The 26831-nt window shown below is 57.3% G+C and carries 28 protein-coding genes and 1 tRNA gene; 13 read left to right on the forward strand and 16 right to left on the reverse strand.

Annotation, left to right across the window (positions count from 1 at the left end):
- Window position 1: 1 nt before the first annotated feature.
- The 7 genes from NVB75_RS05085 to NVB75_RS05115 form a co-directional block, all read right to left on the reverse strand.
- On the reverse strand, window positions 2–2032 hold the full coding sequence (locus tag NVB75_RS05085) for a phage terminase large subunit family protein (RefSeq protein ID WP_258346285.1): 2031 nt from the start codon (window positions 2030–2032) through the stop codon (window positions 2–4).
- A 3-nt stretch (window positions 2033–2035) separates the two neighbouring features.
- On the reverse strand, window positions 2036–2632 hold the full coding sequence (locus NVB75_RS05090; RefSeq protein WP_258346286.1) for a terminase small subunit: 597 nt from the start codon (window positions 2630–2632) through the stop codon (window positions 2036–2038).
- Between the two features lie 206 nt (window positions 2633–2838).
- Window positions 2839–3183 (reverse strand): phage holin family protein, encoded by a 345-nt coding sequence (locus NVB75_RS05095; RefSeq protein WP_258346287.1) that lies wholly within the window; start codon window positions 3181–3183, stop codon window positions 2839–2841.
- 527 nt (window positions 3184–3710) lie between these two features.
- Window positions 3711–4076, reverse strand: coding sequence for a hypothetical protein (locus NVB75_RS05100; protein WP_258346288.1), 366 nt, complete (start codon window positions 4074–4076; stop codon window positions 3711–3713).
- Window positions 4069–6288 carry a VapE domain-containing protein gene (locus NVB75_RS05105; RefSeq protein WP_258346290.1) on the reverse strand — a complete coding sequence of 740 codons (2220 nt, stop codon included), beginning with the start codon at window positions 6286–6288 and terminating at the stop codon, window positions 4069–4071. Before NVB75_RS05105 ends, NVB75_RS05100 begins: the two co-directional genes overlap by 8 nt.
- Window positions 6278–6505 (reverse strand): TraR/DksA family transcriptional regulator, encoded by a 228-nt coding sequence (locus tag NVB75_RS05110; protein ID WP_258346292.1) that lies wholly within the window; start codon window positions 6503–6505, stop codon window positions 6278–6280. Before NVB75_RS05110 ends, NVB75_RS05105 begins: the two co-directional genes overlap by 11 nt.
- Window positions 6498–7016 (reverse strand): phage regulatory CII family protein, encoded by a 519-nt coding sequence (locus tag NVB75_RS05115; protein WP_072446455.1) that lies wholly within the window; start codon window positions 7014–7016, stop codon window positions 6498–6500. Before NVB75_RS05115 ends, NVB75_RS05110 begins: the two co-directional genes overlap by 8 nt.
- A gap of 695 nt (window positions 7017–7711) precedes the next feature.
- Here NVB75_RS05115 and NVB75_RS05120 point away from each other — a divergent pair.
- Window positions 7712–8317: a LexA family transcriptional regulator gene (locus NVB75_RS05120; RefSeq protein ID WP_258346293.1), complete on the forward strand. Its 606-nt coding sequence runs from the start codon at window positions 7712–7714 to the stop codon at window positions 8315–8317.
- A gap of 40 nt (window positions 8318–8357) precedes the next feature.
- On the opposite strand, the gene NVB75_RS05125 is transcribed toward NVB75_RS05120, so the two are convergent.
- Together NVB75_RS05125 and NVB75_RS05130 are read right to left on the reverse strand one after the other, a co-directional pair.
- Window positions 8358–9743, reverse strand: coding sequence for an ATP-dependent endonuclease (locus NVB75_RS05125; RefSeq protein WP_258346294.1), 1386 nt, complete (start codon window positions 9741–9743; stop codon window positions 8358–8360).
- Between the two features lie 77 nt (window positions 9744–9820).
- Window positions 9821–11005 carry a DUF262 domain-containing protein gene (locus NVB75_RS05130; RefSeq protein WP_258346295.1) on the reverse strand — a complete coding sequence of 395 codons (1185 nt, stop codon included), beginning with the start codon at window positions 11003–11005 and terminating at the stop codon, window positions 9821–9823.
- Between the two features lie 246 nt (window positions 11006–11251).
- Between NVB75_RS05130 and NVB75_RS05135 the strand changes: the two genes are divergently transcribed.
- The 9 genes from NVB75_RS05135 to NVB75_RS05175 all read left to right on the forward strand — a co-directional run bounded on the left by NVB75_RS05135 (window position 11252) and on the right by NVB75_RS05175 (window position 15396).
- Window positions 11252–11428 (forward strand): hypothetical protein, encoded by a 177-nt coding sequence (locus NVB75_RS05135; RefSeq protein ID WP_258346296.1) that lies wholly within the window; start codon window positions 11252–11254, stop codon window positions 11426–11428.
- Window positions 11425–12015: a hypothetical protein gene (locus NVB75_RS05140; protein ID WP_258346297.1), complete on the forward strand. Its 591-nt coding sequence runs from the start codon at window positions 11425–11427 to the stop codon at window positions 12013–12015. Before NVB75_RS05135 ends, NVB75_RS05140 begins: the two co-directional genes overlap by 4 nt.
- 9 nt (window positions 12016–12024) lie before the next feature.
- Window positions 12025–12309: a phage antirepressor KilAC domain-containing protein gene (locus NVB75_RS05145; protein ID WP_258346298.1), complete on the forward strand. Its 285-nt coding sequence runs from the start codon at window positions 12025–12027 to the stop codon at window positions 12307–12309.
- Window positions 12296–12514 (forward strand): hypothetical protein, encoded by a 219-nt coding sequence (locus tag NVB75_RS05150; RefSeq protein ID WP_258346299.1) that lies wholly within the window; start codon window positions 12296–12298, stop codon window positions 12512–12514. Before NVB75_RS05145 ends, NVB75_RS05150 begins: the two co-directional genes overlap by 14 nt.
- On the forward strand, window positions 12465–12791 hold the full coding sequence (locus tag NVB75_RS05155; RefSeq protein ID WP_258346300.1) for a pyocin activator PrtN family protein: 327 nt from the start codon (window positions 12465–12467) through the stop codon (window positions 12789–12791). Before NVB75_RS05150 ends, NVB75_RS05155 begins: the two co-directional genes overlap by 50 nt.
- 46 nt (window positions 12792–12837) lie before the next feature.
- Entirely contained in the window at window positions 12838–13236 is a 399-nt protein-coding gene (locus NVB75_RS05160) for a hypothetical protein (protein ID WP_258346301.1), read from the forward strand.
- Complete coding sequence (locus tag NVB75_RS05165) at window positions 13233–13775, forward strand: phosphohydrolase (protein ID WP_258346302.1); 543 nt, start codon at window positions 13233–13235, stop codon at window positions 13773–13775. The genes NVB75_RS05160 and NVB75_RS05165 overlap by 4 nt, the downstream gene beginning before the upstream one ends.
- Before the next feature lie 316 nt (window positions 13776–14091).
- Window positions 14092–14328 (forward strand): DUF4224 domain-containing protein, encoded by a 237-nt coding sequence (locus NVB75_RS05170; protein WP_003207583.1) that lies wholly within the window; start codon window positions 14092–14094, stop codon window positions 14326–14328.
- Window positions 14329–14331: 3 nt separating this feature from the next.
- Entirely contained in the window at window positions 14332–15396 is a 1065-nt protein-coding gene (locus NVB75_RS05175; protein WP_258346303.1) for a tyrosine-type recombinase/integrase, read from the forward strand.
- A 155-nt stretch (window positions 15397–15551) separates the two neighbouring features.
- On the opposite strand, the gene NVB75_RS05180 is transcribed toward NVB75_RS05175, so the two are convergent.
- Window positions 15552–15625, reverse strand: a tRNA-Cys gene (locus tag NVB75_RS05180).
- Between the two features lie 214 nt (window positions 15626–15839).
- Entirely contained in the window at window positions 15840–18137 is a 2298-nt protein-coding gene (locus NVB75_RS05185; protein ID WP_258346304.1) for an acylase, read from the reverse strand.
- A 244-nt stretch (window positions 18138–18381) separates the two neighbouring features.
- Between NVB75_RS05185 and NVB75_RS05190 the strand changes: the two genes are divergently transcribed.
- On the forward strand, window positions 18382–18759 hold the full coding sequence (locus NVB75_RS05190; protein ID WP_258346306.1) for a fe2+ zn2+ uptake regulation protein: 378 nt from the start codon (window positions 18382–18384) through the stop codon (window positions 18757–18759).
- A 1-nt stretch (window position 18760) separates the two neighbouring features.
- Here the strand turns inward: NVB75_RS05190 and NVB75_RS05195 are convergent, their stop codons facing one another.
- The gene (locus NVB75_RS05195; protein WP_010171562.1) at window positions 18761–18955 is read right to left on the reverse strand and encodes a hypothetical protein; all 195 of its coding nucleotides are present in this window, start codon (window positions 18953–18955) and stop codon (window positions 18761–18763) included.
- A gap of 173 nt (window positions 18956–19128) precedes the next feature.
- Here NVB75_RS05195 and NVB75_RS05200 point away from each other — a divergent pair, with 173 nt between their 5' ends.
- Both NVB75_RS05200 and NVB75_RS05205 read left to right on the forward strand, forming a co-directional pair.
- A complete protein-coding gene (locus NVB75_RS05200; RefSeq protein WP_010171564.1) occupies window positions 19129–19266 on the forward strand; it encodes a hypothetical protein in 138 nt (45 codons plus the stop codon).
- Window positions 19267–19412: 146 nt separating this feature from the next.
- Entirely contained in the window at window positions 19413–22937 is a 3525-nt protein-coding gene (locus NVB75_RS05205) for a membrane-targeted effector domain-containing toxin (protein ID WP_258346307.1), read from the forward strand.
- 47 nt (window positions 22938–22984) lie between these two features.
- On the opposite strand, the gene NVB75_RS05210 is transcribed toward NVB75_RS05205, so the two are convergent.
- Genes NVB75_RS05210 through NVB75_RS05225 form a run of 4 tightly spaced genes read right to left on the reverse strand, consistent with a single transcriptional unit; the run spans window position 22985 to window position 26799 of the window.
- On the reverse strand, window positions 22985–23737 hold the full coding sequence (locus tag NVB75_RS05210; protein WP_172834573.1) for an ABC transporter permease: 753 nt from the start codon (window positions 23735–23737) through the stop codon (window positions 22985–22987).
- Window positions 23738–23751: 14 nt separating this feature from the next.
- Window positions 23752–24951 (reverse strand): ABC transporter substrate-binding protein, encoded by a 1200-nt coding sequence (locus tag NVB75_RS05215; RefSeq protein ID WP_258346308.1) that lies wholly within the window; start codon window positions 24949–24951, stop codon window positions 23752–23754.
- Complete coding sequence (locus NVB75_RS05220) at window positions 24938–25741, reverse strand: ABC transporter ATP-binding protein (protein ID WP_258346309.1); 804 nt, start codon at window positions 25739–25741, stop codon at window positions 24938–24940. The genes NVB75_RS05215 and NVB75_RS05220 overlap by 14 nt, the downstream gene beginning before the upstream one ends.
- The gene (locus tag NVB75_RS05225) at window positions 25738–26799 is read right to left on the reverse strand and encodes an acyl-CoA dehydrogenase family protein (protein ID WP_076013902.1); all 1062 of its coding nucleotides are present in this window, start codon (window positions 26797–26799) and stop codon (window positions 25738–25740) included. The genes NVB75_RS05220 and NVB75_RS05225 overlap by 4 nt, the downstream gene beginning before the upstream one ends.
- Between the last annotated feature and the right edge of the window lie 32 nt (window positions 26800–26831).

Genomic DNA, 26831 nt, shown 5'->3' on the forward strand with positions numbered 1-26831 from the left:
ATCAGCGTCTCTTCAGGTAACCGCTGGTGGAGCTGCGGCGTTGTGGGGGTGCAGCGGGTCGCGGTTGGGCGACAGATGCAGCAGGTGGCGGTGCGGGGAGCGACTGACGCGCCGCTACTGGTGCCGGTGCCGGTGTTTCGTCAGCGTTGACGCGCTCGCCCTGCACGGGCTTGACGCCCAACACATCGTCGAACAAACCGGACTGAGCCAGCGCCTGTCGCACCCGCTCCCAGTCGTGTTCCTGGTACCGGTTGATGCCGAGGTAATGCGCCATCGCCAGGCAATACACCATCAGGTCGAGCGCCTCGTTGCGCTCAGCCTTACCCTTGACCCACTCGATACGCTTGTAGCCTTTGACGTATCGGGCAACCTTGCGCTCGGCCACGCACTGGGCGAAGAACTCGTCCGGCAGATCGTTGGCAAAGTGCAACGAACCGGGGCCGTCCTCGAAGGCGTAGCGGTTGTAGATCCAGTCCTTCGCGGTGTCGGTACCGACAAACCACAGCTCGGCGCCGCCACGTTCGGTCTGACCCTTCCATGTCACATCGACCATGGACGGTCGTTGAGCAATCACCGGTTTGCCGGGCTTGCTCGCGCCCTTAATGGCGAAGATGTTGCGCCAGCGCCGCACACGGCAGAACTGGTACACCTCGTCGGTGTGGTGACCGCCGGAGTCGACGCCCGTCGCAAGGATCGCTAACGCGACACCGCACGGATGCCGATATCGAACCTTGAGTTTTTCGTCCAACACCGCCCAGGTGCGTTCATCGGCAGGGTCGCCCCAGATCACCTGGTGGTCGACCACCCAGCGTTCCATGCCGACACCGAAGCCCATAACCATCAGTTCCAGGCGGTTGGCCTGGACGTCGACGGCACCGGTCAGCATCAGCACGCCCACCGGCATGCTGCCGAGGGTGTAGGTCTCCAGCCGCGCCCGAGCGACCAGCACGTCGGCCTTGGTCTGCTCTTGCGCGCTGTCCCAGACCTTGGCGAGGCGGGTGTTATAGAACACCTGCATCAGACCCATGTCGCCCTTGGCCTGGGCCTTCTTGGCGTCTTCGAACTCCTCGGCAAGCGAGGGCCAGTCCTTCCAGCCAATAGGCGAGTACAGCGCGTTGAGGTGGAAGCCCACCGTCTTGCCATCGCCGCCGCCATGGGCACGCCACTCGCCACGGGCGAGCATGTCGGTCTTGTGATGCTCCTCGATCAGGACGTCACATTCAGGCGCGGCGCACTGGTAGTGAACCGTCTTGTAATCCTTGCTGTAGAGCAGCCGCTCCCACTCCAGCACCTGCATATGCCCGCAGGTGGGGCATGGCACGTAGTAGTAACGCTGGTCGCTGGACTCGAACAGGTCCGAGATCCGCGAAGCGCCCTTGTACGTGGGCGAGCTGGAGAAGTAGATCTTGGCGTTGCGCCCGAAGTTTGTAGCCCGTGTTTCGGCCAGCACGACGGGGTCGCCTTCCTGGCCGACATCGTTTTCCCAACGGTCGACCTCATCGCCATAGATGTATCGTGCCGACAGCTCGGATAGGTTGGCTGCCGAGCCCGCCGTGGTGACGTACAAGGCGCCGCCCTCGAACTCTTTGGTGTCCATGGTGTTACGGGCATCCCGCGAGCGACTGGCCGCTACACGCTTCGCCAGTTCCGGGGTGGCCTTGATCGTCTTGCTGATCCGCCCGGAGACCCGCTTGGACAGGCTCAGGCTGGGCAACAGCGCCAGAATGTTGGATGGTGCCATGTGAATCAGGCCGCCCATCCAGTTCAAGGCGATCTGCGTTTTCATCAGCTGCGAAGCCACCATGGTGACCACTCGCCGGCACGGGTGGGCCGGCGACAGGCAGCGCATGGGTTCGCGTGCGTACGGCGTCCGTTCGGTCCGATACTGGCCGGGCTCAGGCGCGCCCGTGTCTCGCGGGATGCGCATGTATTCGTCGGCCCACTCGTCGATCCAGAGATCTGGGTCGGGTCTTAGCCCACGGAAATACGCCTCACGGTACGCACGGTCACCGTCAGGAAATTCCGTGGTCATAGGTCAGCCCGTCGTCATTGCTCGTTCAAGGTCGGACGAGGACATGCGCTCAGCCTCTTCCAGTGATTTACGGAGTGTCGCCGTCAGGTGTTTCTCGATATCCCAGGGATCGGTCATCACTGCCAACTTGTGGGACAGCTGGGGGAGTAGGCCGAACAACTGGTCCCGCAGATGGCGCCCGGCGTTGTAAGCACCCTGCTCGACGGCATCCCTGGCGACCAGTGAGCCCTGCGCCTTGTGCAGCTCGATCTCGGCCAGCTGCGCCAGGTTGTATTCGCGCATGGCGCGAGCCTTTTGGAAGTCGTGGCCCTTGACGGTGATGGGCTGCTGCGGCGCAGCCGTGTTAGTCGGCTCGACCTGGGGGGACAGTTGACTGTAAACGTCACGCTGAATCCGGTCTTGTTGGTGTCGAGCGGCGACAGCGGCCTTGCTGGGGTCGGCGGTTTCGAGGATCAGCGCTTCGGTTGCCAGCACATCGACCATCTTTCCATCCGGCGACAGCACCAGGCGGTTGTTGCCTTTGAGCCAAGTGATGTAGCTCGGCGTCCTGCCGATGCGAACCGCGAAAGCGCTTTTAGACAGGAACAATGGATCCGTCATAAGCCCTCCTTTTCAACGGCTTTTCAATGGAAACCTTTCAATTTCAATGGATTGAATTTCAGTAAGCTGGCAGCCCATTCGCTAACGCTTTCCCGCGGGTTTCATGCCCCGTGTCCCTCGGATGCTCCCAGGGTCCCCGGCGACTTTTCGGCGCACCATTTTGACGCATTACGCTACAAGCCACGTATTACGTGGCCTCCAGCGAATTAAGCCTGACCACTTCCCGAGGTCGGCACATCGCACACGCCCAACCGCTTGGCGGCCCAGCGTTCATACAGCCCGATGGCGACATCGGCACCAGCCATCGCGGTGAGGCATCCGATGCTCCCCGCCGCCAGGACCGACATGCCTGAAGCGTGCAGCAACATCATGGTGGAAAGCCCGCAGACCACGCATGCCCCGGACCGAAGGAGCAAGCGGCGAATCAAGGACCAGCCACTTACCCCCGCTTTGTCGGCCCGCCATGCTTCGCCGGATATGCCCCCGACCAGGGACAGCACGATCACCATCCATATCGGCATATCAATAAGCGCTTGCTGCTCGTTCGTCATCGCCCTACCCCATAAACGCAAAAACCCGGCGCAATGGCCGGGTTTAGTGTGGTGGTGAGTCCCGCTGCTTACGGTCGCACCTATCGAAGATGGGTACTTTTTACAGGTGGATTTTACTGGCAGCAAGCGAGTTTTAATGCCATGGCGCAATACGGGTGCAATACAGGTATGACGCAGGTGCAACACAGGGACAACGCATTCAATCGGCTATCGCTTCTGGTGCCCTGTCCTGCCTGTCCCACTATTCAGAATCGAAGTAGGACAGCTACAGGCGCCTAAATTCGGGGCTTCGCCCAACTGTCCTACCTTATTTAACTTTCTCTTGTGTATAGAGAGAAAGCTAAAAGCACGCGTGCGCGCCATGGGCGCGACTACGTGCCCGCTATGCTCATGTGTACGTGGGGCGGGTGAAGGTTGGACGGTAGGACAGCCCAGCAACGGCGCGGCCTGCGCCTGTCCAACTGCGCTAAATGCGAGTCGGACAAGGCCGGACAGTAGGACAGAGGCACGCGAAGTGACGCCGAGGGTCATGCAGCTTTCCCCATCAGCATCCCTTGGATGAACACATGGGCGTCATGGAGTCGCATGTAATAGGTTCTTGAGCTGCAGGCGCAGTGCAACAGCTTCTGCGAGAGAAAGCTTTCATGGTTGCAGTAGTGCTCCCAAACGACCAGGGCAAGACGGGGCGGCAGGTGCTTCTTGACGATCAGCTCGATATCCACCGATTCATCCAGCAGCACCCGGCTGCCGCGAGTGCCGCGTATCAGCTCACCCTTGCACTCCATCAGCATAGCGATCATGTTGCCGCCACTCGGCCCGCCAGTGTTGTCCGGCAAAGGCGAATGCAGATCCTGCGCCCACAGCTTGAGCATCTCGTCGATTCGTTTAATCATCGAAGCAAGGCTCCTCTATCACCGACTGCTGCAATGGAGACATACGCCCCCAACCCGCAGGTTTTTCATAGGCCCAGGGGCGTACCCCGCTTTTCGGCAATGCCGGCATGCGACGCTTCCGCCAGCCCAGCCGGTGCATGATCGCCCCGACCCGCATCTGTTCGGGCTTGCCCCAATGACCGAAGTCCAGCTTCAGCGCTTGGCTCAGGATCTCGTTGCCGGTGGCGGTTTCGCCGATCTGCGACTCCTCCAACCAGGTCAGAATCGGGCCTTCCCACTCATCAACCACAAAGCGTTCGTCCTGGGCCTCCGTGAACATCCGGGTTTCATCCTTGGTCACCCACCAGATATCGCCCGCCTCAAAGCAGAACAGCGCCTCAGCCCAAAGCTGGTCACGGATCTCGCGCAGTTTCTCCAGATCGACCTTGTTACAGAACACTGGCCAGTAACGACGGTTGCCTGTGGCGTCCTTAAGGTATTCCTCTTGGTTGGTAGTACCCACGAACACACACTGGCGTGGCACGTCGTTCGTTCTGCGGCCGTAGCTCTCGCGGTAGGTGTCGGTGGACGCGGAAAAAAACTGCTTGGCCTTGGTGCTTTCAGCCTTGTTGAAGCTGTCCAACTCCCCCAGCTCGACTATCCACTTGCCACGAATGGCCTGGAAGCTGTCCTTGTCGCCGAGGGCAAAGGGCGTGTCCATAAACCACTCGCCGCCGAGGACGCCCATGGCGGTGGACTTGCCTTCACCCTGCCCGCCTTCGAGGATCATCACCGAGTCGGCCTTGCATCCCGGGCGCATCACACGAGCAACAGCCGAGATCGGCCAGCGCTTTCCGACCTTGGCCGAGTACTCCGTAGGCTGGACGCCCAGCACATCGGTCAGCCAGGTTTCCAGCCGGGGCACGCGGTCCCATTTTAGTTTCTCCAGGTACTCGCGCACCGGGTGAAAGGAATGGTCGTGGGCAACAACGCTGACCGCCTCGATTACATGAGACGCCTTGACCCGAAGGTTGTACTGCTGCGCGAGCCACTTCATCACTCGCATGTCATCAATGTCGGCCCAATCACCGGCACCACCGCCAAAAGGAGCTGACCGCAGCTTGACGATCTTGGAGCTGAACACGCTGTAGCCGATGACACCGGCCCAGCGTTCGTCATTGCCCAGGATCAGCTCGACGTTTTGCATGTGCGCGATCAGGGAGCCGTTTTCGGTACGAGCAAGCTGGTCCTTCCAACCACCAGCTGCTGGAGGCTTTACCACCGCCAGCACCTGGCGGCGGACAGCCTCCAATCCTTCGGCGATGTGCAGGTCGTTGAAATCGGTCCACTTGATTTCACGCTCGCCGGAGAAGACGGGGGCGACTACCTGGCCACCGACGATCAGTGCGGCGTTGCTGGCCTTCTCTTCGCCGGGGTTCCAAGGCTCGCCGTTGGGGCGTTTGGTCTTCCAGTCATCATCGCGACATATGATCAGCGGGCAGCCCGGGAAGCGCTCGCGCATAGCCTTGGAGACTGGCAACAGGTTACCCGCATCGAAGGCGATGGCGACCGTCAGCGAAGTCGCCATGTGCAGGCTGGCGCCCGTGGCGTAACCCTCACACACCAGCACTGGCTCACCCGGTTCAGGGTGCGGGCCGATCAAGTGGAAGGCACCCTCTTTCGACATGCCGTAGGGCCAGTAGGCCTTGTCACGCCCGGTGTCTTCCTGCTTTGCCGGGAAGATCACCTGCAGGCCGACGATCTGGTCGCGCACGTTGCACATAGGCACCAAAAACGCGCCGGTACGTGGCGCATAGCGAACCTTGAAGCCGACGATCTGCTTTCGATCCAGGTAGGCACTCTTACCCTTTTCGGGCATGCGCTTGAACAGAGCCGATGCACGGCTGGCCGCTCGACGTGAGGCATTCGCCGCGACCTCGGCAGCCTTGCGCTTCGCCTCTTCCTGGCGAGCGCGCATGACCTCGCGCTCCTCAGGGCTCATACGTCCGGCCTTGACCTTGATCTTCTGAGACTCACCGGACCGCCAATCACCGAAGCTGCCGAAGATCAACGTTCCGTTCTTCTCGGTGAGATGCTCGTGGACCACGTACCAGCCGTTTTTTTCCTTGCCCTTGTCCTGGGTGGTTTTGCAACGGGTTAGCTTGCCGAACACCAAGGGTTGATCAGGCTCCAAGCCGTAATCAGAGAATTGATTGAGTACCTCATCGAGCATGGCGGGCCTTCCTGGCTTCGTCGATGGACTGGCATGTCACACACTGGGTGCAACCAGGGATCGCAATACGGCGTGCTAGCGGGATCGGCGTATCGCAGCTTTCGCAGAACATGAACGAATGTGCAGCGGTAGCCGTTTTATTCGCATTGCGTGCTGCAAGCGCCTGATCCATCCGCTCTTGCACCAGGTCGTTGGCAAAATCGATAACGTCAGCCACGGTCAGTACCCCGCGTGGTCTGGTTGACGTATGTGGCCCGGTTGAGCATCCCCAACAGCCCCTGAATACCGCGAAACACCTGCAGGCGAATCTCGGCCAGTTCCTGATCGCTGACGACACCGTCGCCAATGCTCTTGGCCCACGTATCCGCCAAATCAGCCACCTGCCGGAAGTACGAGGCAATACCCGTGGTGAGGGTCTCGGGCATGTCACTGGTATAGGTTTCAGCCAGCTCCTGCCATGTGGTATCGCCGACCAGGGCATGCACCGCATCAAGAATGCGGCGATCCTTGGTCAGTTCGAGGATCTCGCCGAACTCCTGAATGTTCACGGTGTGAGACGGATGGGTGGGAGACAGCTTGTGCTGCAGCGTGGTGGCATTACGGCCTGTGGTGGCGGCGATTGCGGCGGCACCGCCGGGATAGTCCCGTGCGGCGTGGTACAGGGCTAATTCGAGCGTCAGGACTTCCCTTTGCGCTCGATCAACACAGCTTAAAGCTATTCGGCTCATGGCATTATTCCTACAAGGTTGCCAGTGCCCCGCGACATGCAGTGGTGGTACATTTGCCGCGTGGCTTGAAAGGGCCCAAAACGCCGGCTAGATCTAGGGATCGAACCGGCACCGTGCCGAGGCGAACAATCCGTTGCTCACCTCTGGCGCAACAGCTGCCTAATCTGTGGTGGAAAAGGCAGCAACCCAAGACATCCGTGTCTTGGTAGCGCGGTAAAGAGAAGCGGTTTGCATGTGGTGTGCCCGCAACTCTTTATCGCGACCCGACAGCACTGTGGTGGTGTGTGCCGGGAGGAACTGGGCGGCCCTTGGGTCGCCTTTTTTCTACACATTTGAGTGCGCTTGAAACTTTCTATTGAATACCAAAATGCTCGAGTACCTCTGTGAGCGACACAGAACCATCACTCTCACGAGTGAGAGATTTGATCAAAGAGACGCTAGGGTCCTTACTCGCGTACTTGACGTGAAGCTTTAGGTAACTCACCGCGATGCGGCAACGGCTGGCGTAGTCGGCGAGAGAACTGGGGTCCAAGGAGCTAATGTAGTCGCGTAATTTCATAGATACCTCCAACCACAATTTAACCTTTGGGGTTATTTTTTACAATACCTACAAGGACATTCACCTTCTGGGTTAACCTACCCAAAATAGTGAAATGAGAATATCCGACACTAGACTCCAAAATTTCCGACGCATCTTGAGCGATAGGAAGCTGCGCCTCATCGAAATCGCCGATTTGCTAGGAAAAGCGCCTGCCCAAGTCAGTGCTTTTGGCGGGAAAAATCCTACAAAGGGAATTGGTGACCAAATTGCTAGAGAAATCGAGAATGCCCTGCAGCTGCCTAATGGGACGCTAGACGTACCCTATGGCTTGACCACTTTCAATAATGGGTCAGTGATTGGATATGCTGGTCGCAAGCTACCGGTGATTGGCTCAATCGCAGCAGGGACTTGGTGTGAAGCCACTGAAGCTTTTGACCCTCGCGACGCCGAAGAATGGATTGACGCGCCGGGGCCCGTTGGTCCCAGAGCGTTTATTCTACGGGTAGAGGGAATAAGTATGGAACCCAAGTTTCAGGAGGGCGACAAAATCGTAATTGACCCATCTCTTGAATCTCACAGTGGCCATTTTGTTGCAGCTAAACGAAGCCGTGATCAAGCTGCTACGCTCAAACAGCTTAAGCAGGAAGGCAATGAAATTTTTCTATACGCGTTGAATCCGGATTGGCCAGAACGCATTATTCGACTCACTGAAGAATGGACCATTTGCGGTCGAGCACGATGGAAGATTTCAGACCTATAGGTTGTATGCATGGGAAAATTTATGCATACAACCCTAACACTCATTTAAGATTCATCAGTTTAACAAGCTCTCTAACAAAAGCCGCGGCCAGCTCTCGGTTATGTGCCAGCCATATCCTAACGAGTGCATCCATTAAACTGCCATGCTCGCAGCCTAATGCCTTAGGAAGCTGAGTAAACCAGTCGTGGGCATCATATCCATCAACCGCATCTAATGCATGACGAACGACCCCAACCGCTCTGTGGAGTTCATCAGCAAGTAACTGCGTTCCTTCGGCCAGAGCCAACAAGTTTGATTGAAGAATTTTTTCTGGCGCCAACTGTCCAGGCAAAAATATATGACTCCAATTGAATCTACCGGCATCTGTAGTAGCTCTCATATCACCATCAAATGCGCCGATTACTGTTAGCCACCCCCCGGTAGCTTTAGGCAACATATTTAGCGCAGATTCAATATTGGAAGCAGAACCAGCGTTTACAATATCCACTTGCGACAAAAGCTCCAAGTTCAACTCTCTAAGAAGAGAGATAAGAAATTGAACAGCAGCTCGATCCTCAACTAAAATCAGACCACTCTTTAAACTCACAGCGCCCAACAAATCATTTACCTGAGTTTTACTTGCACCGATATTTACTTCTGTTCGACCTCCATTTTTAGTTAGCAAAATTAAATTGCGCTGAGGCAAGTTTGCAATAACCGCTGGAGAATGAGTAGTTAAAATAACTGTCAAACCTTTTTCATCGCACACCTTAGCAATAACATCCATTAAAGCCCGCTGCGACCTTGGAGATACGTGAGCTTCAGGCTCCTCTAGTATCAGCACTTCATTTTTTTCAACAGTTCTTAACTTCCAGTAAATAGAAAGAAGTGAAAGCTCACCGTAACCCATAAGCTCGCTTCCGTAACGCACCCCTCCAGACTCCAAGATGAAATATGGAAAAGGATCGAGATCACTATATTCTGTCACTTCATATATACAGCAATAATCTATCTTCTTCCCTAAAATATACCATAATATCTGACAATCTTCACCAGTAAGCTCTAGCGGACTCAGCGGCTCCAACAATTCATTGAAAGCCGCATCAAGACTTAGTTGCTTCTGGGTTAAGTTTACAATGTAGGCAGGTTCAATCCAGTGTACCCTTGAATCAAATCTATCTGGTCCAGGGCATCTAACACCCTCAACTCCAGTAATCGTCGTAAGCTTTTTGGCATCCCCTTTGTCTAATACTGCGGCCTCCAATACACTACCGGTCAGCCGCATTTTGTGACCTATCCCGTGATAAAATTCTGCATTCCCCAGCAACTCGGTAATTGCTGCAAGTAGTGCGGATTTTCCTACACCGTTACCGCCAACTATTGCGCAAATACCTTTGGGAATAACAATTTCAACATCTTCAAGGCACAACAAACCCTCAATCTTCACCGAGTGCAACTGAGTCGGATAGTTCCGAGAAAAAGTGTGTCGCCAATGATCTTCTACTTTCGCCTTCCTTAGCGTCACTATATCCGCCCCCAGCCAAAACTGATTAAATTTCTAGCGATCATGTCGTCATCTTCAAAGTTCCGCCCACTTCCTCGGGAGACAAAGCATTCCATCAAACCATCGAGATCAAAAAAATAAAAGTTTTGTGGCAATCTTGTTCTATAAACATAGTCTACAAATAGAAGCCAAACTACAGCATCCCTAATCATTACTGATGAAACATCAGAGACTCTAGAGCTACTGCGACTATGGAACAAATAAAATAAATGCTCAGAGCTTAGCTCACCAAGAACCTCCCCTTCCGGGTAGTCAAAAGATTTTGATCTCATTTCAAAGTAATGCATAAAATCAAGAAGAGTATCCGCCTTCATCCATTGCACATCATTAATCAGACACCTAGCTATAAATATCATCCATGTAGCCAACGTAGCCTTATTAAAACGGATCGGTGGATAATTCCTCCTCTCAACTTCTGAAAACAAATCTATAACACGCTCAACACAACTAATCGCCCTATAACCCAACGGTTCCTCAGACCTGTAGAGCTCCGCAAGATCACCAGAGGTTATCTTTACCTCAAGACTTCCACGATCAATGGTGAATGCCACTCTAGACAAAACATCGTCATATGCCATTCTTGAGTTAGAAAACCCTAAAAACCTCTTATCCAAGTTGCTATCTTCAAGTCTTACAACAAGATTCTTAACTTGCGATCTTATAGGACCATAAAAAGCGTTTCGCTGCTCAGCTCCGGTCAAACTAGTAGGCTGATTTAGCCTGAAAAAAAGTTCGCCTGGCTCACCAGCCTTATATTCAACAACTCGAAATAGACGAATTGAAAAATGATTGAATCGCCGCCTATAAAAATGAGGCAAATCGTTATACTTCAAACCATGTATATCGACTAAGTCCGAATCCACAGGATCCAAGTTACCATCAAGAGTAAAATCCCCAGCAACAAAATCCCGTATTGCAGCCAATCGCTGCTGCCCATCTAAAACTTCAAGCCTTCCAGTATAATTATCTTCAATAACGTGAATTGGAGGAACGTGCCAGTCACGCAATATACTATCAATTAGCCTCTGCTTTTTGCTTTTAGACCAAACTTCTCCACGCTGGAAGTCAGGTTGCAGATCAACTTCACCGCTATTAATACGCGAGACCAATGTCTCAACATCTGGATCCGACGGTATTAGACGCATCGTTTCTCCATGATTTTATAAATTCCTAGCTATTAATTGAAGCGCTAGCACATGCGCTCACCGCCCCTAACGAGAGCTGGTCTTATGACCATTGAATTTACAACACCTCGGTTCAAATGTGGACATCAATCGATCATCCAGATGAACAGCCCCAGACACATAAACACCCTTATGGTTGTTTTTTCTTGCAAAAATAACCTATAGGGTTAATATTTTCACTCTCTCCACCACAGAGTGATTCCTATAATGCACACCATAGCAACCCTGCACGTCCACCCGGCCGCTGCCGACCCCCTCCGCATCTTCGAGATTCGCCGCCTGGCGCAAGATTGCGGCTGCACGTTCATCGCGTCCAAACCCAAGCTGAAAAAGCGCGCCGCCCCCGCACCGTTCGATCCGAATGGCGGAGGGCACGCAGCATGAGCAAGTTCAAACTCGACAACCGTACCCTTGCCCTGCTGCATGCCCAGGTCAACCTCAGCGAGACTTTCAACCACACTTTGCGCACCACACCACGGCGTGATGTGCTGGCTTTCCGCCTGAAAGTTGAACGTAGCAAAGCGGGCACGCACTTCACCGTTGAGCTGGGCAGCGAACGCCACACGCTGACCCTGACCAACAGCAAAAACATGCACCTCAAGCTTGCCGACTTCATCGAAGAAATAGCCAACGGTCCGGTCGATCCCACCGCCCTGCCTGAATCACTGCCTGCTCTCCACTCAAACCGTCGCTATGGTGAGTTTGATGTTGAACACAAGCAGCAAGTGTTCGAGCTGGTGCGTACCGGCGGCGCGATCAATCTCGACCTGGGATTCGAGCTGCCCATTTACCTGGCAATTCACCGCAACAAACCCCGCTCCGGCATCACCACCATCATGGGCATCGGCGTGAAATCGCCGCGCACCAAGTGCTTCACCGTGTACGGGACTGATGTCGAGTTGTACGGCATGGTCGTTGAATCCATCAACCATTTGGCCGCAGCAGCTACACCTGCCGCGCATGCAGCGTAGGAGGCCGAGATGGAACGTAGCCTGGAAAAAGCTGCTAAATACTTCAGCCTCACCCGCCCCAAGCTGATCGCGCTCATGCGTGACAAGGGCCTGCTCAACGACCGCAACCTACCGGCCTTCCCGGTGCGGGACCGCGAGTACCTGCGAGTCAAGAATGGCAACTGGTACCACGAGACTTCCGGCATGCAGTACAGCCAATCGACCAAGGTCCGGCAAGCCGGCATGCCCTGGCTCGCCGAGCAACTGGGGCTCGAACTGCCATCCATCCCGGCAGACAACCGTGACGTGGCCTAGGGAATACGCCCGGCAGATCGTCGCCATGCGCACACGCGAGGAGCGCAACGCCGCGCTCCTCGAAGTGCCGGAGCATCTGCGGGAGCTGACCAAGCGTCATTGCCTGAATGCCTGGAACCATCCATCACGACTCAAACGCAAGGAGGCCGAGACCCATGAGCAACAACAGTCAAACACCGCTGCGGCTGCAACCCGCGCCAGATAGCGCGACCGTCGAGATGCTGCATAAACTCTTCGGGGACGTGCTTATCCCACTGGAAAAGCTGCGCGTGCACTACTTCAAAAACCTTAATGAAAAGACATTCATCGAGGCGATCAACGCCGGTCGCATCCAACTGCCGGTGACCACTCTGGACCACAGCGCTAAGGCATTGAGGTACGCCCACATCAAACACGTAGCCGCCTTGATCGACATCCGCGCTTACCGAGCAGATGAAGACATGCCGCGTCCAGAAACCGACTCAACCGAGCAAGGCCAGTAACCCCAACGGCTGCCACCACCAGCCAACAACACCAGGAGCACACCACATGACTGCAATTCAAATATACGCACTGATCAGCATCGTTATCGCGCTTGGGATCCTCTATTGGGTCGGCTACAAGGGCGGCTTAACGGATGGTCGAGTTGAGGGCTATGAGGATGGCCACGCTCAGGGCTGTATGGAAGGGATGGACCAGGGCGAGTCAGCAAGCGCTACCGAACTTGAGCAAGTCACCGAACGATGCCAGCGCCTGCAACTTATCTTGGATCTTCAACCACAAGATCGACTCACCCTTTTAACCATCGCCGAAAAGCTCAAGCTTGCGGCTGACACCTTCCGAGCAGTCAGATCCGAGAGCCAGGCTACGCAAGCACTTGCCTTACGCGACAAGGCTCTGAGCATGGCTGCCCTGATGGATCCGTTCACGTTGGAGGATGCAGCATGAACTTCATCCTCACCTTCACCGGCAAGCACTTCAACCTGTACGAGCCAGACGCCGACATGATCGACCCACGGGACATATCGCACTCGTTGGCCCACCTGTGTCGGTTCAACGGCCACACCCGCGAGTTTTACAGCGTGGCACAACACAGCTGCATCGTCGCCGAGCTGGTGCCGGAAGAACACAAGTTGGCGGCCCTGCTCCACGATGCGACCGAGGCGTACCTGGGTGATATGGCCCGGCCACTCAAACAGTCGATGCCAGACTACCGAGGATTTGAGGACGTCGTGTGGGGGCGCGTCTGTGAGCGCTTCGACCTGGCACTCGATCTACCCGCATGCATACACCAGGCTGACCTGATTGCGCTGGCCACCGAGCGCCGCGACCTCATGCCAACCGATCCGGCTATCTGGGATTGCTTGGTCGGCATCGAACCCTTGGTTGAAACCATCCGCGCATGGCCTGCGGTAGAAGCCCGTGACACCTACCACCAGCGCCTGATGGACCAACTCGCTATCGAACACCGGAGGAAAGCGGCATGAAGAACCACCAGAACAACAACAGCGCCCCGCCCGCTTTGCTCCGCACTCCCGTGAGTGTCGACACGCTGGAAACAAACAGTCTCTGCTGCGCAGCAGCAGGCAATATTGCCTCTTCCAGCACCACCACAGAAGCACTTATACCCCACGAAAAGCTGCGCGGGGCAGCGCTCGCTGATGCAACGCTAAACGCTCAGGAACGCCCGCTCGCGCAGCCTGCCGTGGGGTATACGCATGCTCCTGCCACTATCGAGTTGCCTCCTAAGGAGAACACACGCCGAAGTTATGGGCCGACAGACTTGATCGGGAGAGCCGCATGATGGAATTCCAAAGCGAAACCCTCGCCGACGAAGAGTTGGCGACCATCACCGGATATCAGATCCCGTCCAAACAAATTCTATGGCTGACAGAAAATCGCTGGGAGTTTGTTCTGACAGGCGCTCGCCGCCCAATAGTGGGTCGGGTTTACGCCCGACTGAAACTCGCAGGCGTCAAACCTTCTGGGGTCAACGCCGTAACTGAAACCTGGTCGCTCGACCTAGCGAACGTGAGCTGACTGATGCGCCAGAAAAGCATAGCCAATCGCGACCTTCCGCCTCGAATGATACGGCGCACCCGCAAGCGTAAAAGCGGCACCGTGTGGACCTCGTTCTACTACAACGGCAGGGATGCCGATGGCAACCGAAAAGAAATACCGCTGGGCAGTGATCTGGACGCGGCGAAGGTCGAGTGGGCTCGACTGGAACGCCGCGAACCACTAAAGCCCAATCATCTAATGGGTGCGCTGTTCGACAAGTACGAAAAAAAGATCATCCCGACCAAATCAATACGGACACAGTCCGACAACCGGAAGGAACTGAAACAGCTACGGAAGGCATTTGATAACGCGCCTCTTGACTCAATCACTCCCCAGGTAGTTGCCCAATATCGAGATGCCAGAACCGCCAAGGTCAGGGCCAACCGAGAAATCGCACTGTTGTCACACATGTTCACGATCGCGCGCGAGTGGGGACTTACCAACAATGCCAACCCTTGCTTCGGCGTACGCCGAAACAAGGAAAAACCACGGGACTACTATGCCGGCGAAGTGGTTTGGAATGCAGTATATGGAGAGGCAGTGCAGGAACTAAAGGATGCCATGGACCTTGCCTACCTGACCGGCCAGCGCCCTGCCGATGTGCTGAAAGTGGCAACTACCGATCTGGCCAACGGCTTCGTAGGGGTTCGCCAGGGCAAGGGCGGCAAACTTCTGCGTATTCGCCTGGACGATGCCGGCGAACAATCAGCGCTTAGTCTATTCCTAGATAACCTGCTCGAACGCAGATCGTTAAATGGGATTAAGACCTCGACGCTTATCACAAACGCGTCCGGCCTTCGGATGAGCCAGCAGATGCTACGCAACCGCTGGGATGAAGCCCGGGATAAAGCAGCCATCAAGGCCGGTGCCGATGGCGATCTCGCCCTGGCTGTACTAATCCGTCAGTTTCAGTTCAAAGACATCCGCCCCAAAGCCGCCAGCGAGATAGAACTTGCGCATGCAAGTCGGCTGCTCGGCCACTCCACTGAGGAGATGACAAAGAAGGTCTATCGGCGCGTCGGTGAGATCGTTAACCCCACGAAATAACAGGCCAACCACACACTCCCCTGGCACTGTTCTGCCCCCTCATTGCGATCAAAAATGAGTAGGGTTGCGGAACACATCCCAAAAGTTGCGGAACACTTCTCAAATCACAGGCAATAAAAAACCCCGTAGATCATTGATCTACGGGGCTTTAAGAGTGGAGGCCGAGGTCGGAATCGAACCGGCGTAGGCGGATTTGCAATCCGCTGCATAACCATTTTGCTACTCGGCCTCAAACGATCAATGCCTTACAACCGACATTCACCGCATACAAACTTGAGTGGGCTATGTGAAGCTTGCCTCTACTCTATCTCATTGAAAACATTGAAGTTTTTAATGCTTCAGTGCGTTCGATGGGCGCAATTATGTACTCATTTGCCAGGGCTTGCAACCCCTTGATTTCAAAAAATATTCTCTCAAGGGGCTTCGTTTCCCGGTTGGCTACCCTACCGCCCGGCTTCTTCCTTGTCACGGATAACCTGCAATTGGTACTGCGGGTCCGCCTTGATCTGCTGTTCGGTAAACGGCAGTGGGCTGAGTTTTTTCTCGGAGAACGCCTGGGTCTGGTCCTTGTAGTATTTCGACGCCGGGTCGCTGGACAAAGAGAACGCCAGCACGCCTTCGGCATTGGGGCCCTTCTCGTCGAAGGTCACGATCTGCAAGTAGCTGCTGCCGCTGACCACTTCGCGCTTGCCATCAGCCCTTGGCACGCTTTGCATGGCGTTGTAAACGCCGAGCTCTTGCGGCCCGCCGTGGATCGGGGTCTGGCCCGAGACCTGGATGTCACCCCAGCGGCTGTCGGCGGTCAGCCCGCGTTTGGCAACGTCGGCGGCTGAGGCAAGCATCGCCTCATGCAGCGCCTTGGCCACGCCTGCGCGTTCAATCGCCAGCCCACGAGGTGTGGTCAGTGGTTGTGCCGGGTCAAACCCCACTTTCCATGCATCGGGTGCTTGTGCCAGTTGCTCCGCCAGGTTGATGAAGTGCACCAGGCCCACGCCGCTGTCGAGGTTGGCGCGCTGGTCCCAGCTTTTGAGGCTGTCGCACACGGACTTCACGGCCGCGTCGGCCCCCGCGCAGTACTTGAGCAGGTCCGGCATGACTTGGCTGGCAAGGTACACCTGGTTGTCCATGACCATGTTCTGCAAGTCGGTGGCCTTGATCGGTTGCTTGTCGAGCGCCTGCAAGCGCTGCAAGGCGAAACGGGCACGTGGGCCCAGGCCGATTTTCTCCTGGCTGATCACCGGCGAGAACCCGGTCAGCGGCGCCTTGGGGTTGGCCATCCACGCCGAGTCATTGGAGTGCTGCACGTAGTCGGTGCGCTGCAGTTGCGGCAGTTGATCGGCCGGGAAGATTCCGGCCTGGGCGGCACGCGGGTCTATGTCCCAGGCGCAGGCGCTGCGGGAGCCGTCGAGCATGATGAATTGCAGGCCAACCCGGGGATCGCTGCACTGCGCAAGTTTTTTCGCGCTGACGTTCGGTACCACCGACAGGTTCATGTACAGGCTCTGGCCCTGGTCGTCCGCCGCCAGGGTGTTGACCCACGGGATACCTTGCAGGGTGTGCACCGAGTCTTGCAGCTCCTTGAGGTTGGCGGCGCGGTTCATCGCGTACCACTGTTGCAGAACGCGGTCGTTGCCCAGGTTGGCGTCTCGCAGGCTGAAAGCATATTTGTTGTCCCAGTCGAGCTTGCCCGGCCATTGCACCACCGGGCCGAACTGCGAGCTGTAGACCGTGCGGGACTGTTCCTTGGTGCTGCCGTCGGCGGCTTTGACTGTCACCTTGATGCTGGTTTTATCCATGGGCAAGGATTTGCCGTCCAGCAGATAGCGGGTCGGGTCTTTCGGGTCCAGGGTCAGGCGGTACAGCGTGAAGTGCTTGGAGGTATCAACGGTATGCGTCCAGGCCACATGCTGGTTGAAGCCGATGTTGATCACCGGCAGGCCCGGCAAGGCGGCGCCCATCACATCCAGCTGGCCGGGAATGGTCAGGTGCATCTCGTAGAAACGCATGCCGCCGACCCAGGGAAAATGCGGGTTGGCCAGCAACATGCCGCGACCATTGAACGAACGGTCACGGCCGACGGCGACGGCGTTGCTGCCACGGTCCAGGGCGAAACGCTGTTGATTGGCGGCTGCGACCTCAAATGCCTTGGCATCCACCTGCGCCACGGCATTGGGCGGCGTGGCGCCCACCACCGCTTCGGCAAACTGCCCGACGCCACCTTCCACCAGCAACCGGCGGGTCACCTTGACCAGGTCTTCTGCCGTGATCGGCCGTACCCAGGCCGCCTGGCACTGCGCCGGCAAGCCTTGGGCGGTCCGCTCCTTGAGGTAACGGTTGTAGCCGGCAACATACCCTTCGATGCGCTGCTGCATCGCCGGGGGTTGCGCCTTCCAGAATGCCGCAACGGCCTCGGGTGTGTTCAGCCACGTGAAGAACACGTCGTTGGTCAGGTTATTGCGCCCTTCCTGGGTTGCCTGCTCGGGGCCAAAGTACTTGGCGCGCTCGCCGTTGACGGTCACCACTTCATTGGCCAACAGGCACAGGTTGTCCTGGGCATAGGCATAACCGATGCCAAACCCCAGCCCACGCTCATCGTTGGCCCGGATATGCGGGACACCAAAGCTGGTACGCCGAATCTCCGCGGTGGTCTGTTGCTCCTGCACCCGCGCCGTGGCCGAAACACTCAGACCCAGCAACGCCCCAACCACGCACACCCTGAACAACCCGTTGGAAATAATCACGCAGACTCCACAGCCAAATTAAAAACACCGTGACGAGGGACAGCTTCGCCAACACCTCAGTTAAGACGTAAAAACCGCGAATAATTTAGCAGCCGCAGATGTTTATTCGGACATGTCGATATGTCTCCAGGATGTTACCGACAAAATTTCTACATCCCGCGCTTCATGATTTCGGCTGCTCGTACGTCTTATTAACTAAGAGCGCCATCATTTTCCTGATCAGGCTCTGATAAGGAGTTTTTGCATGTACAACCCGCAACTGCCCACGGAAGGACACTCATCCATGCATGACGGAGGCTTTGGCACCGGAACCCAGGCGTTCGGCAAAGCGCCGGAACATGGCAACCAGCGCATTCGTCATTTGCTCAAGTGTTTTGGCCTGCGCACCAGCCTGATCCGGCTGAAGGTCATCGACGCCCTGCTGACGGCCGCCGACAACCAGCGCACCCTCGGCGTGCGGGGCGTGCACAGCCATTTGCTGGAGCTGGGCATTCCGTTGTCGTTTCTCAGCGTGCGGGAGGTGCTCAAGCGCCTGTGCACCGAAGGCGTGATCACCCTGAACGCCGACAAGAGCTACAGCCTGCACGAGCAGGCTGCCAAAGTCCTGGAAGGCCGGGCCTGACTCAGAGGTTAGGCTTGACCTTGCGGCGCATCACACCGTTGATTACCACCACAGTGACCGCTACGGCAATCGCGATGTACTGGAACGTCTTTTCGCTGATGACCCCGTTGTTCTGCAGGTAGGACAGGCCAAACATCGTCCCCAGTACCACCAGGGAAATCAGAATCGAGTATTTCAAACGTTGCTTTTGGGTCATGACGGGTTCCTGAAGCTAAAAAATTGTATCCACTTTGTATCGACTGCCACACCAAGCACATACCCATTGGCGGGGATGGATTGGGGTCGGCGGGGTCTCATGTTACAGGCGATGAAAAACTTTGGCTTGCCCAACGCCTGATTGAACCTGTGAGTACCCTAGAGGATTTTGAAATGCTTCGTCGAATCACACTGCTGATTCCCTTGTTGATCATGTTGAGCATGAGCGGCTGCATTATTTTCCCCCACGGCGGCGGCGGTTGGCATGACCATCGCTACTACGACGGCGGACCAGGGTATTACCATCGCTGATCGTCATTCGTACATTTTCTGACAACTTGAACACTGTCCAGGCGGAGCCGCCACCCCTGTTTCCGACACTCAGGAAGAGCGTCCAGGAAGCAGGGAGGTTTTCCTGAAAGGCGCATCCCTAATGAGCGTGCCTCAAGGTGTTCACGATGACCTCAATAGTCAGCAACTCTGTTCTTTCCTCCACTACTTATCCGCCACCTGCCCCACCTCCGATACCACACCCCGATATTCCGCCTTATTCCGATGAAACATTGCAACGCGCAACGGACGTTGAGGATCCCGCGGCTGACCCACCGCCCCCCGATGGCCCGAAAGCCCTGAAGACCGCGCTGGCTGACCGAAAAAACTGGCAGACACTGGCGCAGCAGCTCACTGATGTCGCCACGGTGGTAGCGCCAAACGCGCCTTTTTTGGCAGTGCAGTCTGCGCTGGCAAGCCGGCTGATGGACCTCGCCCCCAACGCGTCGTACACCCCCAATAGTGCTAACGCCGTCAGCCTTGCGAACTTTCTCAAGGCTAATGGCCTGCCCGAGCCAACCACCCATGACGAACTGCTGACCCTGGCGCGGGCATCGCTTGCACGCTCACACCCCCATCCATGGGGAAATCTGGGCGGTGGCTTGTCTTGGCCCCTGCCCTTGAGCACACATCAGCAAAGCGAATTGCTGACAGCCGCCAGAGAGCATGTCGGTAGTTTTCAGCAAGCAAGCCAGCAGCGGGGACTCCTGGAGTTTCTGAACAGCAACCTGCCGCTCTCCGCCGAAGCCTCAAGCGATCCGGTCAAAGCCCTGGAAGCCCTCATCGGCTCCCCCCGCGGCCAAGCGTTGGGAGAGGCCTTGCAGAACAAGCTGGAGAGCATTTCTACTGATAGCAGTGTGAATGATCACGTACTGGCAGCCATCAATCTCGCTCTGGATCACGAGTCCATCACCCAACCGCATCGCAACAAGGTGGCCGGATTCGACCTGTCACATAAACAATATTGGGGCAAACCCACCTCGGCGATTGTCGCCGGCCTGCACCAGCACTTGATTGATACCGGTAAAACCTCACCTGCCCACGCCTCGCTGGGTACCCACCTGCTGTTGATGCGGGCGGCGCCGCAGTTGCTGATCAAGGATATTCCCGACAGTGTGGTATACGGCAGCCAGGCCTGGGCCAACTTGTGCATCGCGGCAGCGGCTGTCGAAGCCAAGTCCCCCGGAAGCGTCGCGAACATGAGCTTTGCCGAGGTGATGATCGCCGCCGACTCAAGTGGTGCCGCTCCCGAGTCAGCGCAAACTGCAGCGCTGTTGGATTGGGCCGTGGCCAATGGGGTGCTTGAGGCGAAAGACGACAGGCTTTACGAAAAAGCAGACATTGATTCCGCCATGGACGCGTTCAACTATCAGTTGGGCAAGCTGAAACACGCCTCCGCCCTGCTTGATGCCCCGATGCCCAGCCGTAAGCAGATGGCGCTGGACGCGCTCAAGGAAAAATTTGGCGAGGGCGTACCTTTTGAAGAAAAGGTGTTGCTCAAGCCCAACAAAACCGCCAACAAGACGATCCCCGTTCGCGGCCCTTATTCCATGCTGGACCTGACGATGCAGGGCGAGAAAATAACGGCATCAGACTGGGCGCTCAAACCGGGAACGCACAGTATCGACCTTGACGCTTTCGCTGCCTTTACCCAGGGCCCCGGCTTCAACGTCCCCGGCACCTTTGACAACGCCATAAGCCAGACCATAAGCGACTATAAAACCGTCAAGAAATATTCCATCTTGAATGCCCTCGCCAACCTTCCACCGGAGGACAAAGAAAACCTGCGGCTAGGAAAGCTGAACTTCTACAAAGAAAACTCCTACAGAATCAGCTGGACCCCATTCGCAGGAGAAACCCTCTTCCATACAAGCAAAAAAATTCTGGTAACCACAAAACACCAGAACAAGCCGTCCACCTATGAGTTCGATACCGAAAAAGGCAGCATCAGAAAAGTCAGCAACGCCATCATCACGCGCCAGGACCAGAAGATCGCCAACGAAGTAACCCGAATAGAAGAGTTCTCCACCTTCGGTTCCAAGCGCGACTATGTAAAGCAAGAGAACCCGCTGGAGGGATCCAATCCCAACCTGTTCAGGAATTTCCGGGCGGAGTACCTCGCGGATTCAATCGTCGAGGGCCTTGACCTCGATACGATTAAACAACGCGCCGCCGGAACCACCCCGGATGAGCATAGAAGGGCCGTCGCCGACACCATCGGCAACTTTTTCCTCGACCTTATTCCGCTCAGGTCAGCCATCGTCAACCTGAGCAACGGAAACTATAAAGACGGGTTCTCTGACCTGGCATTTGATGCGTTTGGCTTACTCACGGCAGGTGCGGGCGTCGCCGCGAAGGTCGGGAAAACCCTGAGCACTGTCAGCAGCGCGGCCAGCAAAGCCCTCAAGCTGAGCAAGATTTTCGGGGTTACCGCACTCTCGGAACTCAATCCGCTGAGCGGTCTTGGCGACTTGGCAGTCGGCGCCGGAAAACTTGCTATCAACGGCGCAAGCGCAGCCACCCAGAGTTTAAAAACACTCAAGGGCACTGCAAACAGTCGGGAGCTCGCCGCCGCCGGTAATCGATATGACGCAGCCGCTACCGGCTCATTCCAGATGGGCGAGCAGACGGTCGAGGGCAGCGCGGTGCAGATCAAGGGCAAGTGGTACGCTTTCGACGCACAAAAGCACCAGCCATACGGCAGCCCCCTTCAAGCGTTCAGTAGCGCTGATACGCTGGAGCCCTCCCCCAACGCCTATGCCTCTACGAGCAAGAGCACTCACCGGTTTAACCCGATAAACACCGTCAACCGCCCACCTCCAATCAGGAAGCCGTTACCCGAGGGCCAATACGTGGAAAGTTTGAAAGGAAGGCTCGAATCATCCCATTTCAAATCCGACATGCGCCAGGCAACGCTGGATAAGTTTCGGGTGGAAATGGAGGATTATTACGATGCGATAAAAGACGGAGGCCTTCCGCCGCGCCCTACAATCCCCGATGTTCCCGTACCGATCCCCGCAGCCGATCTGATCACAAAGGCATTGAAAGCATCAAACGGCGTGGTGTTTGGAGAGTCTCACTCGCAGATGGCCAGCTTTAAAATGCTGTTCGACAACGTCGATACGCTAAAAAGCCAGGGTGTCAAAAAAGTCTACTTCGAAGGGTATATCGACTACATCGGTGGCCCCGTTGATGATGGAATCGGAATGCTCGGAAACAGCAACACTCGCCGCACGAATCCAACACTGGAGCAACTCAAGAAAAAATTTGAAGACAATGGAATAGAGCTTTTACCCCTCGATCACTATTATCTGACGCGACATAGACACGACAAATCCCGTGATCGCACCCGGACTGGCGTCAACTCTGAAAAGCGGCTCAAGGAGTTCAACTACTACGCTGCGGAAACCATCCAGGCAAACTCGGGCACCGAAAAGTGGGTCGCGTTAGTGGGGAGCGCGCACATGAACACCTCCGAAGGTGTTCCGGGCCTGGCGGAACTGACGGAAAGCATCGGCATCGGGGTTTTTGACAACAAGAACATGACCCACAGCAGCATCGGGCTTAAAGCAAAAAACCCTGCGCCAGACCCGAACCGGCCATTACAGCCCAACGATATTCCAGGCGACCTGCGCATCTACGTGAAACCCTGAGCACATCGCAAAGGCCCGGAAAACCTCCGAGCCTTTGCATGAGGTGTTCACCCTCCATGCACCCAGCGCTGATGCAACCAGCGCGCAAACGCATCCAGGGCAAAGCCCAACAAGCCGATCAGCAGCACCATCGCCATCAGCTCCGAGTAGGCCAGCCGGTCGCGAGTGTCGAGGATGTAATAACCCAGCCCGGCACTGACCCCGAGCATCTCGCACGGCACCAGCACGATCCACAGGATCCCGATAGCCAGGCGCACGCCGGTCAGCACGTGCCCCATCACCCCGGGAATAATCACCCGGCGCAAGGTTTCCCAGCGCGTGGCGCTCAGGCTCTTGCTCAGTTGCAGCCAGCGCGGATCAAGCTGACGCACACCCGCCGCCGTATTCAGCAGAATCGGCCACACCGCCGCGAACGCCAGCAGGAAGTAGATCGGCTGGTCGCCCACGCCCATCAACATCACCACGATGGGCATCCACGACAACGGCGAGATCATCCGCAGAAACTGGAAAGCCGGCGTAGTCGCCGCCTCCAGTTTGCGCGAACTGCCCACCAGCAAGCCCAACGGCACGCCAATCAGCAACGCCAGGAACAGCCCGACGAAGATCCGCTTCAGACTCACGGCGATGTTCAGGTACAGCTCGCTGCGCCCCAGCAATTCCCACAGGCTGGCGAGGGTCGCCGACAGCGAAAACCGCGCAGACAAACCGTCCGCACTGCCAAACACTTTCACCCCTAGCCACCAGAGCAACAACAATCCCGCCAGCCCACTCAAGCCAAGCAACCAGCCCGGCAAGCCCAAGGTTTTGCCGTTATTCAAACGCCAATCTCCTCGTGCCGCTCGAAGCCTTCCGGCAAGCCGAAGGTCTTCATGCCGCCCACCGCCGCAATGGCGTTACGCACGAAGCGGTCATCCACCAGGTCTTTGGCGACAAACGCCGGGTCCAGGTCGGCGAGGAATTTCTTGTCGCCCTCGATCAGCGTGTCTTTCAGGCGACGCACCAGTTCCTCGGTGTAGCTGGGGAATGGATACGGCTGGAAGTCGATACGGTGCTCGTCCCAGTTGGCGTGCTGGATCGCGCCGTCAGCCAGGTATGCCGCACGGTCGCTGGCAGCCGGCGCCAGGACTTTACGCAGTACCGGTTCGGCATGCGGCGTGTAGCGGTTCTCGCCGTCCTTGGACAGCAGCTTCACCGCCTCTTCACGGTTGTCGCGCGTCCAGACCTGGGCCTTGACGATCGCATTCACCACCTTCTGCGACCATTCCGGGCGGTTGGTCAGGTCATGCTCGTGCATGAACACCACGCAGCACGCATGGTTGCGCCACACGTCGCCGGTAAAGCGCTGCACCCGGCCCACGTTGAGGTTTTCCGCCAGGGCGTTGAACGGCTCGGCGACGATGTAGCCGTCGATGCGTTTGCTGGCCAGGGCCGGCGGCATGTCCGAGGGCGGCAATACGATCAGGTTGACCTCGTTGGCGGCAATTGCGCTACCCGCCGCACGCGTCACCGGGGTCAGGCCGTTGTCACGGAACAGCTGCTGCACCACCACGTTGTGGATCGAGTACCAGAACGGAATCGCCACCGACTTGCCGCCCAGTTGCTTCACATCGGTAATGCCCGGGGACACGGTCAAACCCGAGCCGCCCACGTGGTTCCAGGCCACGACCTTGGCCGGGACCTTGCTGCCGTAACGCGCCCACACGGTCATCGGCGACAGCAGGTGAATCACGTTGACCTGGCCGGAGATAAATGCCTCGATCACCTGGGCCCAACTGCGCAGCAACACCGGGCGCTCGGCCTTGATGCCTTCGGCTTCGAACAGGCCGTTGTTGTGGGCCACCAGCAGCGGCGTGGCGTCGGTGATCGGCAGGTAGCCGATGCGTACCGGTGCGTCCGGCTCACTGGCCGCGCGGGCCTGCAAGCTGCTCAGCAGCGGCAAGGCACCGGCGGCACTGAGCACGGCCGAGAGTTTGAGAAAGTCACGGCGCGAGTGAGTGAGGTCATCCAGACACATGGCAGGGCTCCAGCAGTTCAGGGGGTTGGGGTTCGGTGCGGCTCGCCCGCCGTAGGGTTTTGAGAATGTCGATGCGCAGGGTGCCGATGGCTTCCACCTGTTCTTCCCGCGGTTGCGGCAGGTCGATGCGCCATTCGCCGAGGGTCCGCGCCGGGCGGTTACCCAGTAGCAGAATCCGGTCGGACAACAGCAGCGCTTCGTCGATGTCATGGGTGATCAGCACCGCGGCCGAGCCTTGCTCGCGATTGACCTTGAGCAGCAGGTGCTGCATATCGGCACGGGTCACTTCATCCAGGGCGCCGAAGGGTTCGTCCAGCAGCAAGACCTGCGGCTGGCGGGCCAGGCAGCGGGCCAGTGCAGTGCGCTGGGCCATGCCGCCGGACAACGCCGCCGGGAATTGCTGACGGGCGTGTTCCAGGCCTACGGCGTGGATCGCGTGGTCGACCCGGCTGCGACGCTCTTCAGGGCTGAGATGCGGCTGGCGGGCAAAATCCAAGCCGAAGGCGACGTTCTTTTCCAGGCTAAGCCACGGCAACAGGCTGGGGTCCTGGAACGCTACCGCCACCCGCGGATGGGGGCCATTCAACGGTTCGCCCAGCAGGCGGATGCTGCCGCCCTGGGGCGCCTGCAAACCGGCGAGCACCCGCAGCAGGCTGGACTTGCCAACACCGCTGGGGCCGAGGATCGACACCACTTCGCCGGGTTGCAACTGCAGATCGAACCCTTCCAGCACCGAATTGCCCCCATAGCCCAGGCAAATTCCCTGGGCGTGCAATACCGCCTGGCTCATAGATTGGCCTGACGGTTCAACTCGGTGCGCAACTGCACCAGGCTCGGGGTCACGATCGGCACAAACGCCGACTCGCGCCAGCGCCGGGCAAAGCCGCTGCCGTGGGCGGTCAGGTAGGCCTTGCCGCCACTGGCTTGCAGTTCCAGTTGGACAGCGCTGGCAGCAATTTCCGCAAGGGCAATGCGCAGGCGGAATAACGGTACCGGCTCGGTACCGAAGCGGCCGCTCAGCAAGCCTTTCTTGAGGTCGTTGACCGCCTGTTCCAGCGAGGTGCGCAGCACTTCCAGCTCTTCACGCAATACGGTGCGGCTGGAACCCAAATGATTAGCCACTTCCGCCAGCGAGCGTCGCGCCAGGCCGATGGACATGCCGCATTGCAAACCGAGAAACGCCGGGCGCACGGCCGGCAGGAATTTGCGGGCATCGTCATGCAGCAACCAGTCGCGGCTCAGCTCCACCGCTTCAAAGCCGAGGGCTGCGGTGTTGCTCGATTGCAGGCCCAACAGTTCCAGGTCACGGGAACGTTGCAGACCGGACACCGAATCAGGGATCGCCAGGATAAACGGCGCGCCGCCCTGGGCATGCTCGATAGCGGCAGCCACCACAAACCCGTTCTTGCGCAGGTTGGTCACCCAGTGCAGGCGGCCATTGAGGTTCCAGCCGTCATCGGTCGGCTCGGCGCTGATTTGCAGCGACTCGATACCCGACAAGAATTTCATCGCATTGGACAGCCCGGTGGCCCCGGCCAGCTTGCCGCTCAGCAGATCCGGCAGCAGTTGCTCACGCAGGCGCTGATTCGGGCTTTGCAGCAGATATTCGATAAACGAACGTTGGCCCCAGCACACAAACGCCGAGGCCAGGGAGTGACTGGCCACATCGGCAATCGCCTCAATCGCGCCCGTGACATCGCCGCCCAGGCCGCCAAGGTCCTTGGGCACACCGATACGTAATACATTGGCCTCTGCCAGCCGTGGCAGCACTTCCTGCGGATCGCAACTGCCCACATCCAGGGCCTGCGCTTGAACATCGAGCCAACGGCTCAAGATTGGGTCAAGCATTCATGTTTCTCCTTGTTACAGCATGTTTACCA

Source organism: Pseudomonas sp. CBS (genome assembly GCF_024734645.1).
In the GTDB taxonomy this organism is placed as follows: domain Bacteria; phylum Pseudomonadota; class Gammaproteobacteria; order Pseudomonadales; family Pseudomonadaceae; genus Aquipseudomonas.

What these genes read in the sequence shown, in the direction of transcription:
- NVB75_RS05115 (WP_072446455.1), bottom strand. Translation starts at nt 7,016, where the DNA reads ATGAGCCGAATAGCTTTAAGCTGTGTTGATCGAGCGCAAAGGGAAGTC.
- NVB75_RS05100 (WP_258346288.1), bottom strand. Translation starts at nt 4,076, where the DNA reads ATGATTAAACGAATCGACGAGATGCTCAAGCTGTGGGCGCAGGATCTG.
- NVB75_RS05105 (WP_258346290.1), bottom strand. Translation starts at nt 6,288, where the DNA reads ATGCTCGATGAGGTACTCAATCAATTCTCTGATTACGGCTTGGAGCCT.
- NVB75_RS05220 (WP_258346309.1), bottom strand. Translation starts at nt 25,741, where the DNA reads ATGAGCCAGGCGGTATTGCACGCCCAGGGAATTTGCCTGGGCTATGGG.
- NVB75_RS05145 (WP_258346298.1), top strand. Translation starts at nt 12,025, where the DNA reads ATGGAACGTAGCCTGGAAAAAGCTGCTAAATACTTCAGCCTCACCCGC.
- NVB75_RS05135 (WP_258346296.1), top strand. Translation starts at nt 11,252, where the DNA reads ATGCACACCATAGCAACCCTGCACGTCCACCCGGCCGCTGCCGACCCC.
- NVB75_RS05140 (WP_258346297.1), top strand. Translation starts at nt 11,425, where the DNA reads ATGAGCAAGTTCAAACTCGACAACCGTACCCTTGCCCTGCTGCATGCC.
- NVB75_RS05155 (WP_258346300.1), top strand. Translation starts at nt 12,465, where the DNA reads ATGAGCAACAACAGTCAAACACCGCTGCGGCTGCAACCCGCGCCAGAT.
- NVB75_RS05165 (WP_258346302.1), top strand. Translation starts at nt 13,233, where the DNA reads ATGAACTTCATCCTCACCTTCACCGGCAAGCACTTCAACCTGTACGAG.
- NVB75_RS05215 (WP_258346308.1), bottom strand. Translation starts at nt 24,951, where the DNA reads ATGTGTCTGGATGACCTCACTCACTCGCGCCGTGACTTTCTCAAACTC.
- NVB75_RS05095 (WP_258346287.1), bottom strand. Translation starts at nt 3,183, where the DNA reads ATGACGAACGAGCAGCAAGCGCTTATTGATATGCCGATATGGATGGTG.
- NVB75_RS05200 (WP_010171564.1), top strand. Translation starts at nt 19,129, where the DNA reads ATGCTTCGTCGAATCACACTGCTGATTCCCTTGTTGATCATGTTGAGC.
- NVB75_RS05190 (WP_258346306.1), top strand. Translation starts at nt 18,382, where the DNA reads ATGTACAACCCGCAACTGCCCACGGAAGGACACTCATCCATGCATGAC.
- NVB75_RS05225 (WP_076013902.1), bottom strand. Translation starts at nt 26,799, where the DNA reads ATGCTTGACCCAATCTTGAGCCGTTGGCTCGATGTTCAAGCGCAGGCC.
- NVB75_RS05090 (WP_258346286.1), bottom strand. Translation starts at nt 2,632, where the DNA reads ATGACGGATCCATTGTTCCTGTCTAAAAGCGCTTTCGCGGTTCGCATC.
- NVB75_RS05205 (WP_258346307.1), top strand. Translation starts at nt 19,413, where the DNA reads ATGACCTCAATAGTCAGCAACTCTGTTCTTTCCTCCACTACTTATCCG.
- NVB75_RS05195 (WP_010171562.1), bottom strand. Translation starts at nt 18,955, where the DNA reads ATGACCCAAAAGCAACGTTTGAAATACTCGATTCTGATTTCCCTGGTG.
- NVB75_RS05160 (WP_258346301.1), top strand. Translation starts at nt 12,838, where the DNA reads ATGACTGCAATTCAAATATACGCACTGATCAGCATCGTTATCGCGCTT.
- NVB75_RS05085 (WP_258346285.1), bottom strand. Translation starts at nt 2,032, where the DNA reads ATGACCACGGAATTTCCTGACGGTGACCGTGCGTACCGTGAGGCGTAT.
- NVB75_RS05170 (WP_003207583.1), top strand. Translation starts at nt 14,092, where the DNA reads ATGGAATTCCAAAGCGAAACCCTCGCCGACGAAGAGTTGGCGACCATC.
- NVB75_RS05175 (WP_258346303.1), top strand. Translation starts at nt 14,332, where the DNA reads ATGCGCCAGAAAAGCATAGCCAATCGCGACCTTCCGCCTCGAATGATA.
- NVB75_RS05130 (WP_258346295.1), bottom strand. Translation starts at nt 11,005, where the DNA reads ATGCGTCTAATACCGTCGGATCCAGATGTTGAGACATTGGTCTCGCGT.